This is a genomic window from Pseudomonas sp. R-28-1W-6 (assembly GCF_009799925.1).
Taxonomy (GTDB): domain Bacteria; phylum Pseudomonadota; class Gammaproteobacteria; order Pseudomonadales; family Pseudomonadaceae; genus Aquipseudomonas.
Genome location: NZ_WELK01000001.1, coordinates 375682 through 389407, shown reverse-complemented (window position 1 = coordinate 389407; position 13726 = coordinate 375682). Strand labels below are relative to the sequence as shown.

The window sequence follows — 13726 nt, the reverse complement described above, 5'->3', positions numbered from 1 at the left end:
GGTCTGCTTATTGTTATAGGTGCTGCGGGTGATCTTCGCGGTGCCAGCGCGCCGGGCCATGCAAGTTTGCGGCCGCGGAAGCCGCCCAGTATCCCCGATCCGTCCGCGGCGCGCTAAGCCGCGTGCTTGCCAGCCGCCAGGAGGTTTAACCACCTTGCGATATGGCTCGTTGCTTGTGCTGCCTTTGGGGGCCCGGCGCACCACGACGGCGCAGGCCTGGGCCCCGCGCGAACTGGCGCCGGAGTGTGCGCTGGCGCTGCTAGGGACAGGTGCCGAGATGGGCGCGCTGGAGGCCTGTGCTGCCGGCATCGGCGGCGCTGGGTGCTACGGCAAGACCGCCAGTGCGGCGCAGCTCGAACCCTGCTCGAGTGCTTTGGCGTGGGAGCGGATTTATCCGCGATGAAGCCACCGCAGCGCCGGACCCGATCGCGGATAGATCCGCTCCGACACAAGCGGCTGCCATGACTGGCGTTTACTTGCCGGCCGACAGACCCAGGTCGATGGCCAGGTCGGCGCCGGTGATGGCGGCCGCCGCGGGCTGGCAGAGGAAGTACACCAGCTCGGCCACCTCGCTGGGCTGGACGAAGCGGGCCTTGTCGCCCTGGGGGTACTTGGCCAGCAGGCTGCGGTAGTAGCCCAGCGGGTCGCCGTTGCCGTAGTGCTCGGCCTGGAAGGCCAGCATCGGCGTGTCGATATCGCCCGGCGACACCGTGTTGCAGCGCACGCCGAAGGGCGCCAGGTCCAGCGCCAGGGTCTTGCCCAGCAGGGTCAGGCCGCCCTTGCTGGCGCAGTAGGCCGCGGCATTCTGGTTGCCCTGGCGCCCGGCATCGCTGGAGATATTGACGATGGCGCCGCGGCTTTCCTTGAGATGGGGAATGGCCGCCGAACAGAGGAAGAAGGGGGCCTTGAGGTTGACCGCCATGAGCAGGTCGAAATCCTCTTCGCTGAATGCCTCCACCGGCCCTTCGCGCCACACCCCGGCGGCATTCACCAGGGCGTCCAGGCGGCCGACGCGACCGAGGGTGCGTTCGATCACATCGCGGCAGGCGGCGGCGCTGCGCAGGTCGGCCGCAATCGAACCGGCCAGGGGCATCTCGTGGCCGAGCTGGGCCAGGCCGGCGGCGTTCTGGTCGGTGACCACCACCCGCCAGTTGCCCTGGTGGAAACGCTGCGCCAGGGCGCGGCCGAGGCCACCGGCGGCGCCGGTGATCAGTACGACGGGTTGCGGCATGGCGAGGCTCCGTATGCAAAAAGAATCGTGCTTGGCGTAGAGGGCGCCGCGCACACCACAAGCCCCGCGTAGGCAGCCCGGTGCGCGCGGCGCACCCTAGGGGTCAGGCGTGGGTCAGGTACCAGCGCCAGTCCTGCTCGCCGACTTCGCCCATGAACTGGCGGAACTCGTTCCATTTGATCGCCAGGAACACCTTGAGGAACTCCTCGCCCAGCGCCTCCTTGGCCCAGCTGGAGTTTTCCAGGGCGCGCAGGGCGGTCAGCCAGTCGGTGGGCAGGGTCTCGCGGGCCTGCTCGTAGCCGTTGCCGACGATGGCCTCGCCCGGGTCGATCTGCTGCTGGATGCCGTGGTGGATACCGGAGAGGATCGCCGCCGCCGCCAGGTAGGGGTTGGCGTCGGCGCCGCAGATGCGGTGCTCGACATGCCGGCTGTTGGCCGGGCCGCCCGGCACGCGGAACGATACGGTGCGGTTGTTCACCCCCCAGCTCTTGGCCAGCGGCGCATAGCTGTTGGCCTGGAAGCGGCGGAACGAGTTGGCGTTGGGGCAGAAGATCGCCAGGGCATCGTTCAGCGTGGCCATCATCCCGCCGATGGCGTGCTTGAGCAGCGGCGTGCCATGCGGGTCTTCGCTGGCCATCAGGTTGTTGCCGTCTTTATCCGCCAAACTCACGTGCATATGCAGGCCGCTGCCGGCCAGGTCGCCGAACGGCTTGGCCATGAAACAGGCCTGCAGCCCGTGCTTGTTGGCCACGCCCTTGACCAGGCGCTTGTAGCGCACGCCTTCGTCGATCGCCTGTAGCGCGTCGAAGCGGTGCTCCAGGGTCAGCTCGACCTGGCCCGGGGCGTATTCGGAGATCGCCGTGCGCACCGGCAGGCCCTGCACTTCGCAGGCGGCGTAGAGGTCGTCGAGGAACGGCTGCAGCTGCTCCAGCTCGTACACGCCATACACCTGAGGTGCCTGCGGGCGCACGCCGTTGGCCTGCAGCGCCGGTTGCGGGCGGCCGTTGGCGTCGCGGGTCTTGTCCAGTAGGTAGAACTCCAGCTCCACCGCCATCACCGGGTGGTAGCCGTCGGCCTTGAGCCGGTCGATGGCGCGTACCAGTACGTGGCGGGGATCGGCCGGGGCAGCCGGCAGGCCCTGGGTCGGGTGCATGCTCACCTGCAGCTGGCCGGTGGGCACCGCGCGCCAGGGTTGCAGGGTCAGGCTGCCGGGCAGCGGGTAGGTCCAGCAGTCGGCGTCGGCGACTTCCCAGACCAGGCCGCTTTCTTCCACGTCCTCGCCCTGGATGGTCAGCGCCAGGATCGAGCTGGGCAGCGGCCGGCCGTTCTCATAGATGGCCAGCAGCTCGTCGCGGTGCAGCAGCTTGCCGCGCGGGATGCCGTTGGCGTCGATCAGCATCAGCTCGATGCTGCGTACTTCGGGATGCTGGGCGAGGAAGTCGCGGGCTTCCTGGGGATTGGCGAATTGCATGGTCGTCTCTCACCTGGGGTGCACGTTGTGCACCGGGGCGTAGGGTGGATGGCGTTTTATCCATCCACCAGGGGTGGGTCGGTTGCCGGTGTGGCCTGTTGGTGGATGAACAGAGCGTCAGCTACGCGCTCCGATCCACCCTACGAAATAGCGGGCCTTACTCGCGGGCGCCGGGGATGGCCAGCAGCTCGGTCAGGGCCGTATCCAGCATGCCGATCAGTTTGTCCACATCCTGCGCCGTGGTGCTCGGGCAGCACAGGGTCATGTTGTGGAACGGGGTGATCAGGATGCCGCGGTTGATCAGGTACAGGTGCAGGGCCATCTGCAGTTCGTCGTGGAACGCCGCCTCGGCCTCGGCGCCGGTCTTGGGCGAGACCGGGCAGAACTGGAACTCGCTGCGCGCACCCAGCTCGGTCACCGACCACTTCAGGTCGTGCTTGCCAATCAGGCTGCGGAAACCATCGGCCAGGCGCTTGGCCAGCGGCAGCATGTGGTCATAGGCCGCCTGGGTCATCACCTGTTCCAAGTTGGCGCGCATGCAGTGCATGGCCAGGGCGTTGGCCGACAATGTGGTGCCCATGCCACTGTGACCGTGGCCGTGGCTGCCCTCGCTGGCGCGTTTGCGCGCGGCGGTCATGGCCTCGGCCATCGCCGCACTGCAGCCGAAGATGCCGCACGGCACGCCGCCGGCGATCGGCTTGCCGACCACGAAGAAGTCCGGGTCGAGGTTCCACAGCTTGGTGCAGCCACCCATGTCGGTGGAGATGGTGTGGGTCTCGTCGATGATCAGCAGCGCGCCGTATTTACGGGTCAGCTCGCGGCACTGCTGCATGAAGCCCGGCTCGGGCAGGACCATGCCGATATTGGTCATCGCCGGCTCGCACAGCAGGGCGCAGACATCGCCTTTAGCCAGCGCGGCTTCCAGGGCGGCGACATCGTTGAACGGGATCGAGCGGCTGTACTGGGTCAGGTCGTAGGCCTGGCCGACCAGGCCGGAGCGCGGCACGGTCTCGCCGTCGATGCAGCGCACCATCACGTCATCCACGGTGCCGTGGTAGCAGCCGTCGAACACCAGCAGGGTCTTGCGCTGGGTGATGGCGCGGGCCCAGCGCAGCACGTAGCGGTTGGAGTCGGTGGCGGTGGCGGTGACCTGCCAGAACGGCAGGCCGAAGCGCGCGGCCAGCAGCTCGCCGCAGACCACCGCGTCCTCGCCCGGCAGCATGGTGGTCAGGCCGTTGTTGCCCTGCTCGGCGATGGCCTTGGCGATCGGGTCCGGCGAGTGGCCGAACATGGTGCCGGTGTCGCCCAGGCAGAAGTCGATGTACTCGTGGCCGTCGACGTCATAGAAGCGCGCGCCCTTGGCCCGCTCGACGAACAGCGGCACCGGGGTCGACCAGTCGGCCATCCAGTGCATCGGCACGCCGCCGTACAGGGAGTGGCGCGCGCGTTCGGCCAGGGCCACGGACTTGGGGTTGCGCTCGATGAAGCGCTGGCGCTCGCGGCTGGCGAAAGTTGCTACGGCGGCTGGGCTGATGCCACTGGCAGTCATGTTGAACACCTCGTTCGAATTTCTGCACATGGTTGTTTGTGATCACAAATAAGTCAATAGGTGTCTTATAAGCGGTATTGCGCTAGATTTGGCAAAATTTGTGATCACAGGTGGAGCTGGAAATGGACAATACACAGCAAGTGGCCCTGGTCAGCGGGGCCGGCAGCGACAGCGGCATCGGCATGGCCATCGCCCGCCGTCTGGGCCAGCAGGGCGTGCGGGTGCTGCTCACCGCCAGCAGCGCGCGCATCCAGCAGCGCGCCGCCGAGCTGCAGGCTGAAGGTATAGACGCTCGCGCCATGGCCGCCGACCTCACCGACGAAGCGCAGGTCAAGGCGCTGGCCGAGTGGGCCCATGGTCAGTTCGGCCATATCGACATTCTGGTGAACAATGCCGGGATGGCCATGGTCGGCAGCCCGGAGCCGTTCGCCGACGTGGCGGACATGGAGCTGGCGACCTGGAACCTGTCCATCGCACGCAACCTGACCAGCGCCTTCCTGCTCACCCGCAGCGTGTTGCCGGGGATGAAGGCCCGTGGCTACGGGCGCATCGTGCACATCAGCTCGACCACCGGCACCCGCGGCAGCAACCCCGGCGAGTCGGCCTACAGCGCGGCCAAGGCGGCAATGCTGGGGATGAACATGAGCCTGGCTCTGGAGGTCGGCAAGCAGGGCATCACGGTCAACAGCGTGGCGCCGGGCTGGATCGCCACCGGCTCAAGCACCGAGGAGGAGCGGCATGCCGGCACCTATACCCCGATCGGCCGCGCCGGGCGCCCGGAGGAAGTGGCGGCGGCGGTGGCCTTCCTGGCATCGCGCGAGGCCAGCTATATCACCGGCGAAGTGCTAGTCGTCGATGGCGGCAACTGCCTGATCGAGAACAAGGCCCCGTAGGGTGCGCCGCGCGCACCAGCCAGCCCGAATCGAGTCACGGTGTGCACGGCGCACCCTACGCCCAAACCCAACAAGGACATCACCATGCGCAACTGCTCGCTGACCCTCGCCCAACTGCCCGCGCCACCGGCCCGTGGGTGACGGACCATGGCCGACAATCTGCAGGACCAGCTCTACCATCGCATTCGTGAAGGCCTGCTGGCCGGGCGCTTCCAGCCCGGCGAGCGGCTGAAGATCCGCGACCTGGCCGCCGAGTGGGGCACCAGCCCGATGCCGGTGCGCGCCGCCCTGCAGCGCCTGGTCGCCGAGGGCGCGCTGGAAGGCGAGCCCCAGCGCTCGGTGCGGGTGCCGCCGATGACCCGCCAGCGCTACCAGGACATCTTCCAGGTGCGCCTGGGCCTGGAAGGCCTGGCCGTGGAGCTGGCTGCGCCGCGCCTGACCCCGGCCGACCTGGCCGAGCTGCGCGACTGCGTGGCGCGCATGGACCAGGCCATCGAGCAGCGCCAGGTGCAGGCCTACCTGGATGCCAACAGCCAGTTCCACCTGTGCCTGTACGGCGCCTGCGGCAATCCGGTGCTGCTGCGCTCGATCGAGTCGCTGTGGCTGCAGATCGGCCCGTTCTTCAACCGCCTGTTCACCGGCGCCGACCTGTCGCTGCGCCTCAACGACTTCCACGAGGAGGCCTTCGCCGCCATCGAGGCCGGCGACGCCAAGGCCGCGCGCCAGGCCATGGAACAGGACCTGATCTACTTCGCGCGCTTCCTCCTCAACCTGCTGGAGCTGGAGCAGGGCGAGGGGACGGCGCGTTGAGGGGCGGTTCATGCCTTACACTGCAGTGACTTTTGCGGCCGTACAAGGATCCAGCCGATGGCGGATTACAGCACCACGCGCTTTCTGATCGTCGACGACTTTTCCGATTTCCGCAGTTCGGTCAAGGCCATGCTGCGCGACCTCGGCGCCCGCGACGTGGACACCGCCGACCGCGGCGAAGAGGCCCTGGCCCTGTGCCGGCAGAAGCGCTACGACATCATCCTGCACGACTACAACCTGGGCGCCGGCAAGAATGGCCAGCAGGTGCTCGAGGAGCTGCTGGTCGGCAAGCTGATCAGCCATCAGTGCATCTTCGTCATGGTCACCGCCGAGAGCAGCCAGGCCATGGTCCTCAGCGCCCTGGAGCACGAGCCGGACGCCTACCTGACCAAGCCGTTCAACCGCGCCAGCCTGGTTCAGCGCCTGGACAAGCTGGTGGAGCGCAAGGCCGCGCTCAAGCCGATCCTGCAGGCGCTGGACAAGGGCGAGCCGGCCGCCGTGCTGGCCGCCTGCGACGCCCTCAGCCGCCAGGACCGGCGCTTCGTGCCGCTGTGCCAGCGCTACCAGGCCGGCGCCCTGCGCGAGCTGGGGCGCAACGCCGAGCTGGAGAAGCTGCTCAACACCGTGCTGGCCGACCGTGCCATGCCCTGGGCCTACCTGGCCCTCGGCCGCCTGCTGCAGGCGCGCGGCGAGCTGGGCCGCGCCCGCGAAGTCTACGAGCGGGCGCTGCCGGCCTGCCCGATGCAGCCGGGGCTGTACGACGGCCTGGCCGCGGTGCTGGCGGCCCAGGGCGAGAGCCAGCGCGCCCAGGCGGTGCTCGAGGAGGCGGTGAAGCTGTCGCCGCTGGCCATCCGCCGGCAGATGCAGCTGGGCCAGCTGGCGCAGGACAACCAGGACTTCGGCAGCGCCACCAAGGCCTATCGGCAGGCCATGGAGCAGGGCCGTAACTCGCGCTTCAAGAGTCCGGAAAGCTACCTGGGCCTGGCCCAGGCGCTGCTGGCCGAGGCCGGCGATGCGGGCCTGGACAAGCGCGTGCAGGCCGAGATCGGCCAGGCCATGGGCGAGCTGGACAAATACTACGGTGAGGACCCGGCCCTGCAGGTGCGCGCCAGCCTGATGCAGGCCAGCAGCCTGGCCAGGTCCGGCGATCCGGCGCGCGCCGCCAAACTGGCCGAGGAGGCCGTGGCGCGCATGGCCGAGCTGCCGCAGTTCTTCTCCGCCGATGCGGCCTTGCAGGTCGCCGGCCAGTTGCGCGAGCTGGGCCAGGCGGCGGCCAGCGACGGCCTGCTGAAGAGCTGCGTGGAAATCTACGGTGACGACCCGGCGGTGATGCAGAAGGTCGCCAGGCAGACCGACGACCCGCAGATCCTCGCTGGTAGCCAGGAAGCCGTGGACTTCAACCGCCAGGGCGTGCGTGCCTATCAGCTGAGCCGCTTCGGCGATGCCCTGGAACTGTTTCGCCGCGGCCTGGCGCTGCAGCCGAAGAACATCAGCATCGCCCTCAACGTCGCCCAGTCGCTGCTGCGCCTGGCCGGCGAGAAGCCCGAGGCGGCCCTGCTCGACGAGTGCCGCCGCTGCCTGGATGCGGTGAGCATGATTCCGCCCGGTGACCCGCGCTACGAGCGCTACCAGCAACTGCGCCGGCGGGCCTTCGAAAAATGAGCGACGCCCAGCAAGGCCTGGATTTTTCCACGGTGATCGCCTCCACCGTGCACGACATGAAGAACTCCCTGGCCATGCTCGTCCAGGCCCACGGCCAGTTGCAGGCACAGCTGCCGGCGGAGCTGGCCCACAGCAGCGCGCAAGGGGTGATCGAGTACGAATTCGCCCGCCTCAACGGCATGCTGGTGCAGTTGCTCGGCCTGTACAAACTGGGGGTCAACCAGCTGCCGCTGCGCCCGGCCTACCATGAGCTGGAGGACTTCATCGAGGCGCAGCTGGCGCGCCACCACGAGGTGCTGCAGAGCCGCCATATCCAGGCCCGTTGCGAGGTCGCGGAGTTCGACCTGCTGGGCTTCTTCGACCAGGAGCTGCTCGGCTCGGTGGTGGCCAACATCATCACCAACTCCATCCGCTATGCGCGCAGCGCCCTGCTGGTGCGCGCCTGGCAGGAGCCGGGGATGCTGGTGCTGTCGATCTGCGACGACGGCCAGGGCTACCCGCCGGCCATGCTCGCCGAACAGTCCGACTACGTGCTGAGCCTCAACCACAGCACCGGCAGCACCGGTCTGGGCCTGTACTTCGCCGGACGCATCGCTGCCCTGCACGAACGCAACGGCGTGTGCGGGCATATCGCCATCAGCAACGGCGGCCCGCTGGGCGGCGGCGAGTTCCGCATCTACCTGCCCTGATCCTGCCGCGAATGGCTGCGTAGGGTGCGCCGTGCGCACCAGAGGCCTGTGCGTGGTTTGTGGTGCGCGCGGCGCACCCTACACGGCTCTGCGTCGGGGCGGGTGAAGTACAACTCAGCCGTCCTGAGGTTTCAGCTTTCCAGCCAGACGTCGCGAACCCAGTGCCATACCGAGTCCCAGCTCTCGTCGGTCAGTTCGCCTTCGTCGCCGTCCCACAGCCAGACAGTGCCTTCCACGTCCACCGCGTAGTAGTCGCGGCCGTCCTGGCACAGCGGCACCAGGTCGCGCGGCAGGCCGAGGTCCCAGGCCACCGAGGCGACTTCCGGCAGGTAGGTGTGCGAGTGCGGGTCGGCGGCGGTGACCGGCTCCAGGCGGCCGTAGACCACGTCGCTGACCTTGAGCAGGAACTCGCGCAGCTCGAAGGGCAGGTGGATGAGGATCTGCTCCTGGATTTCCACCAGGGTTTCCTCTTCCGGCAGCTCCAGGGGTACCGGCACCGGCTCGTTGAGTTCGCGCAGCTGTTCGATGACTTCTTCCATGGGGACGGTCCTCGTGCAATGGGATGCGCTTTATACAGTAGTGCGTGGCGGGAGGAAAAAGCCCCCGCATATTGGCTAAAATTTATACAGCAGGTGGAGTGTTTACCTGAGTGCCCCGGCAAGGGTCGGGACCGGGAGGTGCGACATGAGCATGGCGACAACCGTACAGCGCAGCCTGGCCAGTGCGCGCTGCAAATTCGAACTGGTGGCCCATCCGCATTCGGCCACCAGCCTGGAGTCGGCGCGGGTGGCCTATGTGCCGGCCGAGCGGGTGGCCAAGTCGGTGATCCTCGACGATCGCCACGGGCGGTTCCTGATGGCGGTGGTGCCGGCCAGCCGTCATCTGAATCTGGGCCGGGTGCGCCAGGGCAAGACGGACTGGCAACTGAGCAACGAGGCGACCGTCGCCGGCCTGTTCAGCGACTGCGAGGTGGGTGCGGTGCCGGCGCTGGGAGAGCCCTATGGCATGCAGATGCTGATCGACCCGCTGCTGACCCGGCAGCAGGACATCTACCTGGAGGCCGGCGACCACGAGAACCTGGTGCACCTGGAGATGGAGCAGTTCCTCAAGCTGGTGCCGCATGCCGAGGTCTGCGAGCTGTGTCACTGAGCCGCAAGGGCCGCGGCGGGCAGTCGCTGCCGCCGCGGATGCAGCCATGCTTCTGGTTCCGCCGTTCGCTGGCGCGGCGGCGGCTGCGCCGGGTCGGGCGCCCGCACTGAGCGCCAAGGCGCAGCCTGCGCGGGGGCTCTCCCGTAGGGTGCGCCGCGCGCACCAGCGGCCCCGCACGGCTCTCTGGTGCGCAGGGCGCACCCTACGCCAGGGCCGTGAGGGGCGGGCAAAGCATGTGCCCCCGGTGCTTAGAGCAGGCGCTTGCCGTCCTCGCGGGTGATCACCACGGTGGCCGAGCGTGGGCGCCGGCCGGGGCCGTCCGGCCAGGTGCTGAGCAGGTTGCCGGCGCTGGAGCCTTCGCCTGGGTGCTGGATATTCACGAACAGGGTGCGGAAGTCCGGCGTGGCGCTGATGCCGGTGACTTCGGCGCCGATCGGGCCGGTGAGGAAGCGCTTGATCTCGCCGCTGCGCGGGTCCGCCACCAGCATCTGGTTGTGGCCGAACGGGCCGCTGGCCAGCTGGCTGCCGCTCATGTCGGTCTGGATCCACAGGCGGCCGTCCGGGTCGAACCACAGGCCGTCCGGGCTGGCCAGGATGTTGCTCTCGTCCAGCGCCGCGCCGCTGGGGCCGCGGCTGTCGGCCTGCGGCCCGGCGAGCAGGAACAGGTCCCAGGCGAAGCGCTGGCCGGCATGGTCGCGACGGTCTTCGCGCCAGCGGATGATGTGCCCGTAGGGGTTGGCCGCGCGCGGGTTGGCGGCATCCGCCACGGTGCGCGAGCTGTTGTTGGTCAGGGTGAAGTACACCTCGCCGTTGTCCGGGTTGACCGCACCCCATTCCGGGCGGTCCATCTTGGTGGCGCCGGCGATGTCGGCGGCCAGACGGGTGTTGATCAGCACCTCGCCTTGGTCGGCGAAGCTGACCCCGGCGGCGCTGCAGGCGGCCTGGAAGGCGGCGTCATTGATATCCAGGGCCAGCCAGTCGCCGCTGCCGTCGGCGTTGAAGCGGGCCACGTAGAGGGTGCCCTCGTCCAGCAGGCGGACCGGCTGGCGCAGCAGCGGCCGGTACTTGGCACGGCTGACGTACTTGTAGATGTATTCGTTCTGCGAGTCGTCGCCGGAGTAGCACACCAGCGGCTTGCCGGCCTGCACCGGGGCGAAGATCAGGCCTTCGTGGGCGAAGCGGCCGAGGGCGCTGTGCTTGACCGGGGTGGAGTCGGGGTCGAAGGGGTCGATCTCGACGATCCAGCCGAAGTGGTTGGGTTCGTTGCGGTAGTCGCCTTCCGCCGTGGCGGCCTTGCGGGTGGCGTCGAAGCGCTGGAACTCGTCGCCGGGCAGGGTTTCCCAGCCGAAGCGGCTGCTGCTGCGCAGGCCGTAGCGCTTCAGTTCGCGCGGCAGGTCGGCGTCGCGGCTGGCGAAGTAGCCGGCCCAGTTTTCCTCGCAGGTCAGGTAGGTGCCCCAGGGCGTGTAGCCGTTGGCGCAGTTGTTCTGGGTGCCGCGGCTGGCGCTGCCGTCCGGACTGTGCAGGGTCCTGAGCAGGGCGTGGCCGCGCGCCGGGCCGGCCATCTGCATCGGCGTGGCGGCGGTGACGCGGCGGTTGTAGCGGCCGGGCACCACCTGCCAGTCGCCGCGCACGTCGCGGCGGATCTCGATGATGGTCACGCCGTGGGCGTTGATTTCCTTGCGCACTTCCTCGGCCGAGCTGCGCTTGCCGTCCACCGTGGTCGGGCCGTTGGGGTGCAGCAGCGGGGCGTCGATGTATTCGTTGTTGAACACCAGCAGGCCGTGGTTGGACTGGCGCCCGCCGATCAGGCTGCGCTGCGCGTCGAGGGGGAAGAAGTGCATGCCGTCGTGGTGCATGCCGACCTGCTCGGCCTGGTCCTGGGCGCTGTTGCTGGCGTCTTCGAGGAAGGCCGGGTAGCGCCCGCAGATCGGCGTGCCCCAGGGCACGAAGGCGGTGGCGCGGTAACCGGCGGGCACCGTGATGGCGTCGCTGCGGCTGACCACCACGGCGTCGAACGGCAGGCGGTTGCGCTTGCCGAACGGCGGCCGCGCGGCTGCGCTCTGCTCGGCGGCTTGCACCGCCTGGGGCAGGCTGACGCCGAGGAAACCCAGCGCGCCGAGGGCCGCGCCGCCGGCCAGCAGCTGGCGCCGGCGCTGGTCGATCAGCTCGCTCATGTGCGGGTTGTGGGAATGGTTGCTGGGGAGTTCATCGCCGCTGCCAAACAGCACGGCGTTGTGGGGATCGAGGCTCACGGTTCGGTTCCTTCTGGGAGGATGGCGACGGAGCTCTGACGCTAGCGAGGGAAGAAGACGGAGGCGTGACGCTTGTGTGGCGAGTCGATGGCTTGTGCGGCCGTTAACGTTTGCCGTCGCGCGTGGCGCTGGGCCAACCCCTAGGGTTTGGCCGCGCGGCTCATCAGACGGGCATCGAGCAGGGCGTGGTGGGGGATCGCCGCCTCGTCGAGATCGCTGAGTAGCGTGGTGTCTTCCCGGCAGCTGACATGGGCGGGCAGGCCGGGGCGGCCGAGCAGTTCGAGCAGCAGCGGCCAGTCCCAGGCCAGGGCGTCGCTGACGATTTCCACGGCGCTGTAGCCCTGCAGGAATTGCTGCAGGGCGGCGCGGGCCTGGCTGCGGCTGTGGCCGTGGCGGGCCGGGTCGAGCTGCGGCAGGACGATGTCCTGGACGAATTCGGAGCAGTCGGCGGCGTCCCAGCCGTCGCTGAGCTCCACGTAGAACTCGGCGCCGGTGGGGTCGACCAGGGCCAGGCTGATCAGCCGGTAGTCGGCGCTCAGGCTGGTGAACTCGGTATCCAGGTACAGGGTGTGCATGCGCGCAGGCTTCAGCCCATGTGGACGAAGGCCAGCTTGTGGCCGTCCAGGTCGCGGAAGTAGCCGGCGTAGAAGCCCGGCATGCGCTCGCCGGGGGCGCCCTCGTCGCTGGCGCCGAGGCTGATGGCCTTGGCATACAGCTTGTCGACGTTGTCCCGCGAGCCGGCGGCCAGGGCGATCATGCTGCCATTGCCGACGCTGGCCGGCTGCTTGTCGTAGGGCCGGCACACGCCGAGCATCGGCTGGCCCGGGGCCTTGCCGTAGAACGCCGCGCGGCCGACATCCATCACCAGCTTGGCGCCCAGTTCGGCGAGCAGCTCGCCGTAGAAGGCCTTGGCTTTGTCCAGGTCGGCGGTGCCGATCATTGAGTATCCGATCATGACGATGTCCTCGTGGGGTGGTGGGCAGAATCTAGCGCAAGCGGGGGCAAGTTCAAGGTGGAATGCGCTGGGCTGGGCGCGGGCATAAAAAACCCGGGACGCGCCCGGGTTTCTGGTAGTGCTTGTGGATCAGCCGTTCTGGCGGATGCCGGCCACCAGCCAGGGCTGGTTCTCGCCGTTGACCCGCTCCATGCGCCAGCTTTCGCTGAAGGCTTCGCCCTGGTCGAAGCGCGAGGTCTTGGCCACGCCGCGGAAGGTCAGGGTGGCGACGGTCTTGTCGGCCAGCTCGTCGATGCCGTCGAGCTGCGCATCGAGGTCGTCGATGTAGGTGGACTGGAAGCCCTCGCCCAGGCTGGCGCGTTCTTCCTTGAGGAAGCTGAGCATCTGCGGGGTGACGAACTCGCCGATCTTGTCCATTTCGGCGGCGTCCCAGTGCTGCTGCAGGGCGAGGAAGTGCTCGCGGCCGGCGGCGATGAAGCGCTGCTCGTCGAACCAGGCCGGGGCCTTGATCACCGGACGGGCGGCGGCGCCGCCAGCACCGAAGATCGCTTGCTGCGGCATCTGCCGCTGCATGCCGCCGGGCATGGCCGGCTGGCCCTGGGCCTGACGGCGCGAGGCGATCAGGCGGAAGATGACGAAGGCGACCAGGCCGAGCAGGAGGATGTCGAGCAACTGGATGCCTTCGAAGCCGTCGCCCATGAACATCGAGGCGAGCAGGCCGCCGGCGGCGATGCCGGCCAGTGGGCCGAGCCAGCGCGAAGCGCCGCTGGCGGCCGGCGCGGTACGCCCGGCGGTGGCGGCAGTGCCGGTGGCAGTGGTCGGTGCGGCGGTTGGCGCATCGGCCTGGCGGGTCTGGTGGGTCGGCGCGGAGCCGAAGGTCTTGCCGCCGCCCATGCGCTTGGCGCTGGCGTCGAGGCTGAGAGTCAGGCCCAGGCACAGAGCCAGGGCGATGCTGAGAAAGCGCTGCATGAGGGTATCCCGGTAATGTGGTGGTACGCGCGCCATCCTGCCCAGTCCGGCGGGCAAAGGCCAGCCCAGTGTGTTTCCGGATTTATGTACAACTGT

13 protein-coding genes are annotated in these 13726 nt (G+C 68.6%); 5 read left to right on the top strand and 8 right to left on the bottom strand.

The features are described from left to right. Positions 1-472: 472 nt before the first annotated feature. The 3 genes from F3I62_RS01715 to F3I62_RS01705 form a co-directional block, all read right to left on the bottom strand. Positions 473-1231: an SDR family NAD(P)-dependent oxidoreductase gene (locus tag F3I62_RS01715; protein WP_160487964.1), complete on the bottom strand. Its 759-nt coding sequence runs from the start codon at positions 1229-1231 to the stop codon at positions 473-475. A gap of 103 nt (positions 1232-1334) precedes the next feature. Beyond that, positions 1335-2702, bottom strand: a complete 1368-nt coding sequence (locus F3I62_RS01710) for a glutamine synthetase family protein (protein WP_160487963.1) — start codon at positions 2700-2702, stop codon at positions 1335-1337. A 157-nt stretch (positions 2703-2859) separates the two neighbouring features. Next, on the bottom strand, positions 2860-4251 hold the full coding sequence (locus tag F3I62_RS01705; RefSeq protein WP_160487962.1) for an aspartate aminotransferase family protein: 1392 nt from the start codon (positions 4249-4251) through the stop codon (positions 2860-2862). Between the two features lie 122 nt (positions 4252-4373). On the opposite strand from F3I62_RS01705, the gene F3I62_RS01700 reads away from it, so the two are divergent. The 4 genes from F3I62_RS01700 (at position 4374) to F3I62_RS01685 (ending at position 8305) form a co-directional block, all read left to right on the top strand. Further along, the gene (locus tag F3I62_RS01700; protein ID WP_160487961.1) at positions 4374-5144 is read left to right on the top strand and encodes an SDR family NAD(P)-dependent oxidoreductase; all 771 of its coding nucleotides are present in this window, start codon (positions 4374-4376) and stop codon (positions 5142-5144) included. 147 nt (positions 5145-5291) lie between these two features. Beyond that, positions 5292-5954, top strand: coding sequence for a GntR family transcriptional regulator (locus F3I62_RS01695; protein WP_160487960.1), 663 nt, complete (start codon positions 5292-5294; stop codon positions 5952-5954). A gap of 57 nt (positions 5955-6011) precedes the next feature. Beyond that, on the top strand, positions 6012-7616 hold the full coding sequence (locus F3I62_RS01690; protein ID WP_160487959.1) for a tetratricopeptide repeat-containing response regulator: 1605 nt from the start codon (positions 6012-6014) through the stop codon (positions 7614-7616). Beyond that, positions 7613-8305 carry a sensor histidine kinase KdpD gene (locus F3I62_RS01685; protein ID WP_160487958.1) on the top strand — a complete coding sequence of 231 codons (693 nt, stop codon included), beginning with the start codon at positions 7613-7615 and terminating at the stop codon, positions 8303-8305. The genes F3I62_RS01690 and F3I62_RS01685 overlap by 4 nt, the downstream gene beginning before the upstream one ends. A gap of 131 nt (positions 8306-8436) precedes the next feature. Here F3I62_RS01685 and F3I62_RS01680 read toward each other — a convergent pair whose 3' ends face one another. Further along, positions 8437-8844, bottom strand: a complete 408-nt coding sequence (locus tag F3I62_RS01680; protein ID WP_160487957.1) for an SMI1/KNR4 family protein — start codon at positions 8842-8844, stop codon at positions 8437-8439. Between the two features lie 145 nt (positions 8845-8989). Between F3I62_RS01680 and F3I62_RS01675 the strand changes: the two genes are divergently transcribed. Next, positions 8990-9454, top strand: coding sequence for an aminoacyl-tRNA deacylase (locus F3I62_RS01675; RefSeq protein ID WP_160487956.1), 465 nt, complete (start codon positions 8990-8992; stop codon positions 9452-9454). Between the two features lie 248 nt (positions 9455-9702). Here the strand turns inward: F3I62_RS01675 and F3I62_RS01670 are convergent, their stop codons facing one another. The 4 genes from F3I62_RS01670 to F3I62_RS01655 form a co-directional block, all read right to left on the bottom strand. Further along, entirely contained in the window at positions 9703-11706 is a 2004-nt protein-coding gene (locus F3I62_RS01670; RefSeq protein WP_160487955.1) for a PhoX family phosphatase, read from the bottom strand. Between the two features lie 140 nt (positions 11707-11846). Next, positions 11847-12281, bottom strand: a complete 435-nt coding sequence (locus F3I62_RS01665) for a 3'-5' exoribonuclease (protein WP_160487954.1) — start codon at positions 12279-12281, stop codon at positions 11847-11849. A gap of 11 nt (positions 12282-12292) precedes the next feature. Continuing rightward, complete coding sequence (locus F3I62_RS01660; RefSeq protein ID WP_160487953.1) at positions 12293-12661, bottom strand: VOC family protein; 369 nt, start codon at positions 12659-12661, stop codon at positions 12293-12295. Between the two features lie 129 nt (positions 12662-12790). Next, complete coding sequence (locus tag F3I62_RS01655) at positions 12791-13630, bottom strand: Tim44 domain-containing protein (protein ID WP_160487952.1); 840 nt, start codon at positions 13628-13630, stop codon at positions 12791-12793. Positions 13631-13726: the final 96 nt, after the last annotated feature.

Excerpts from the sequence above, each read along its gene's own strand:
- F3I62_RS01715 (WP_160487964.1), bottom strand. The coding sequence starts at position 1,231 with ATGCCGCAACCCGTCGTACTGATCACCGGCGCCGCCGGTGGCCTCGGC.
- F3I62_RS01710 (WP_160487963.1), bottom strand. The coding sequence starts at position 2,702 with ATGCAATTCGCCAATCCCCAGGAAGCCCGCGACTTCCTCGCCCAGCAT.
- F3I62_RS01705 (WP_160487962.1), bottom strand. The coding sequence starts at position 4,251 with ATGACTGCCAGTGGCATCAGCCCAGCCGCCGTAGCAACTTTCGCCAGC.
- F3I62_RS01700 (WP_160487961.1), top strand. The coding sequence starts at position 4,374 with ATGGACAATACACAGCAAGTGGCCCTGGTCAGCGGGGCCGGCAGCGAC.
- F3I62_RS01695 (WP_160487960.1), top strand. The coding sequence starts at position 5,292 with ATGGCCGACAATCTGCAGGACCAGCTCTACCATCGCATTCGTGAAGGC.
- F3I62_RS01690 (WP_160487959.1), top strand. The coding sequence starts at position 6,012 with ATGGCGGATTACAGCACCACGCGCTTTCTGATCGTCGACGACTTTTCC.
- F3I62_RS01685 (WP_160487958.1), top strand. The coding sequence starts at position 7,613 with ATGAGCGACGCCCAGCAAGGCCTGGATTTTTCCACGGTGATCGCCTCC.
- F3I62_RS01680 (WP_160487957.1), bottom strand. The coding sequence starts at position 8,844 with ATGGAAGAAGTCATCGAACAGCTGCGCGAACTCAACGAGCCGGTGCCG.
- F3I62_RS01675 (WP_160487956.1), top strand. The coding sequence starts at position 8,990 with ATGAGCATGGCGACAACCGTACAGCGCAGCCTGGCCAGTGCGCGCTGC.
- F3I62_RS01665 (WP_160487954.1), bottom strand. The coding sequence starts at position 12,281 with ATGCACACCCTGTACCTGGATACCGAGTTCACCAGCCTGAGCGCCGAC.
- F3I62_RS01660 (WP_160487953.1), bottom strand. The coding sequence starts at position 12,661 with ATGATCGGATACTCAATGATCGGCACCGCCGACCTGGACAAAGCCAAG.
- F3I62_RS01655 (WP_160487952.1), bottom strand. The coding sequence starts at position 13,630 with ATGCAGCGCTTTCTCAGCATCGCCCTGGCTCTGTGCCTGGGCCTGACT.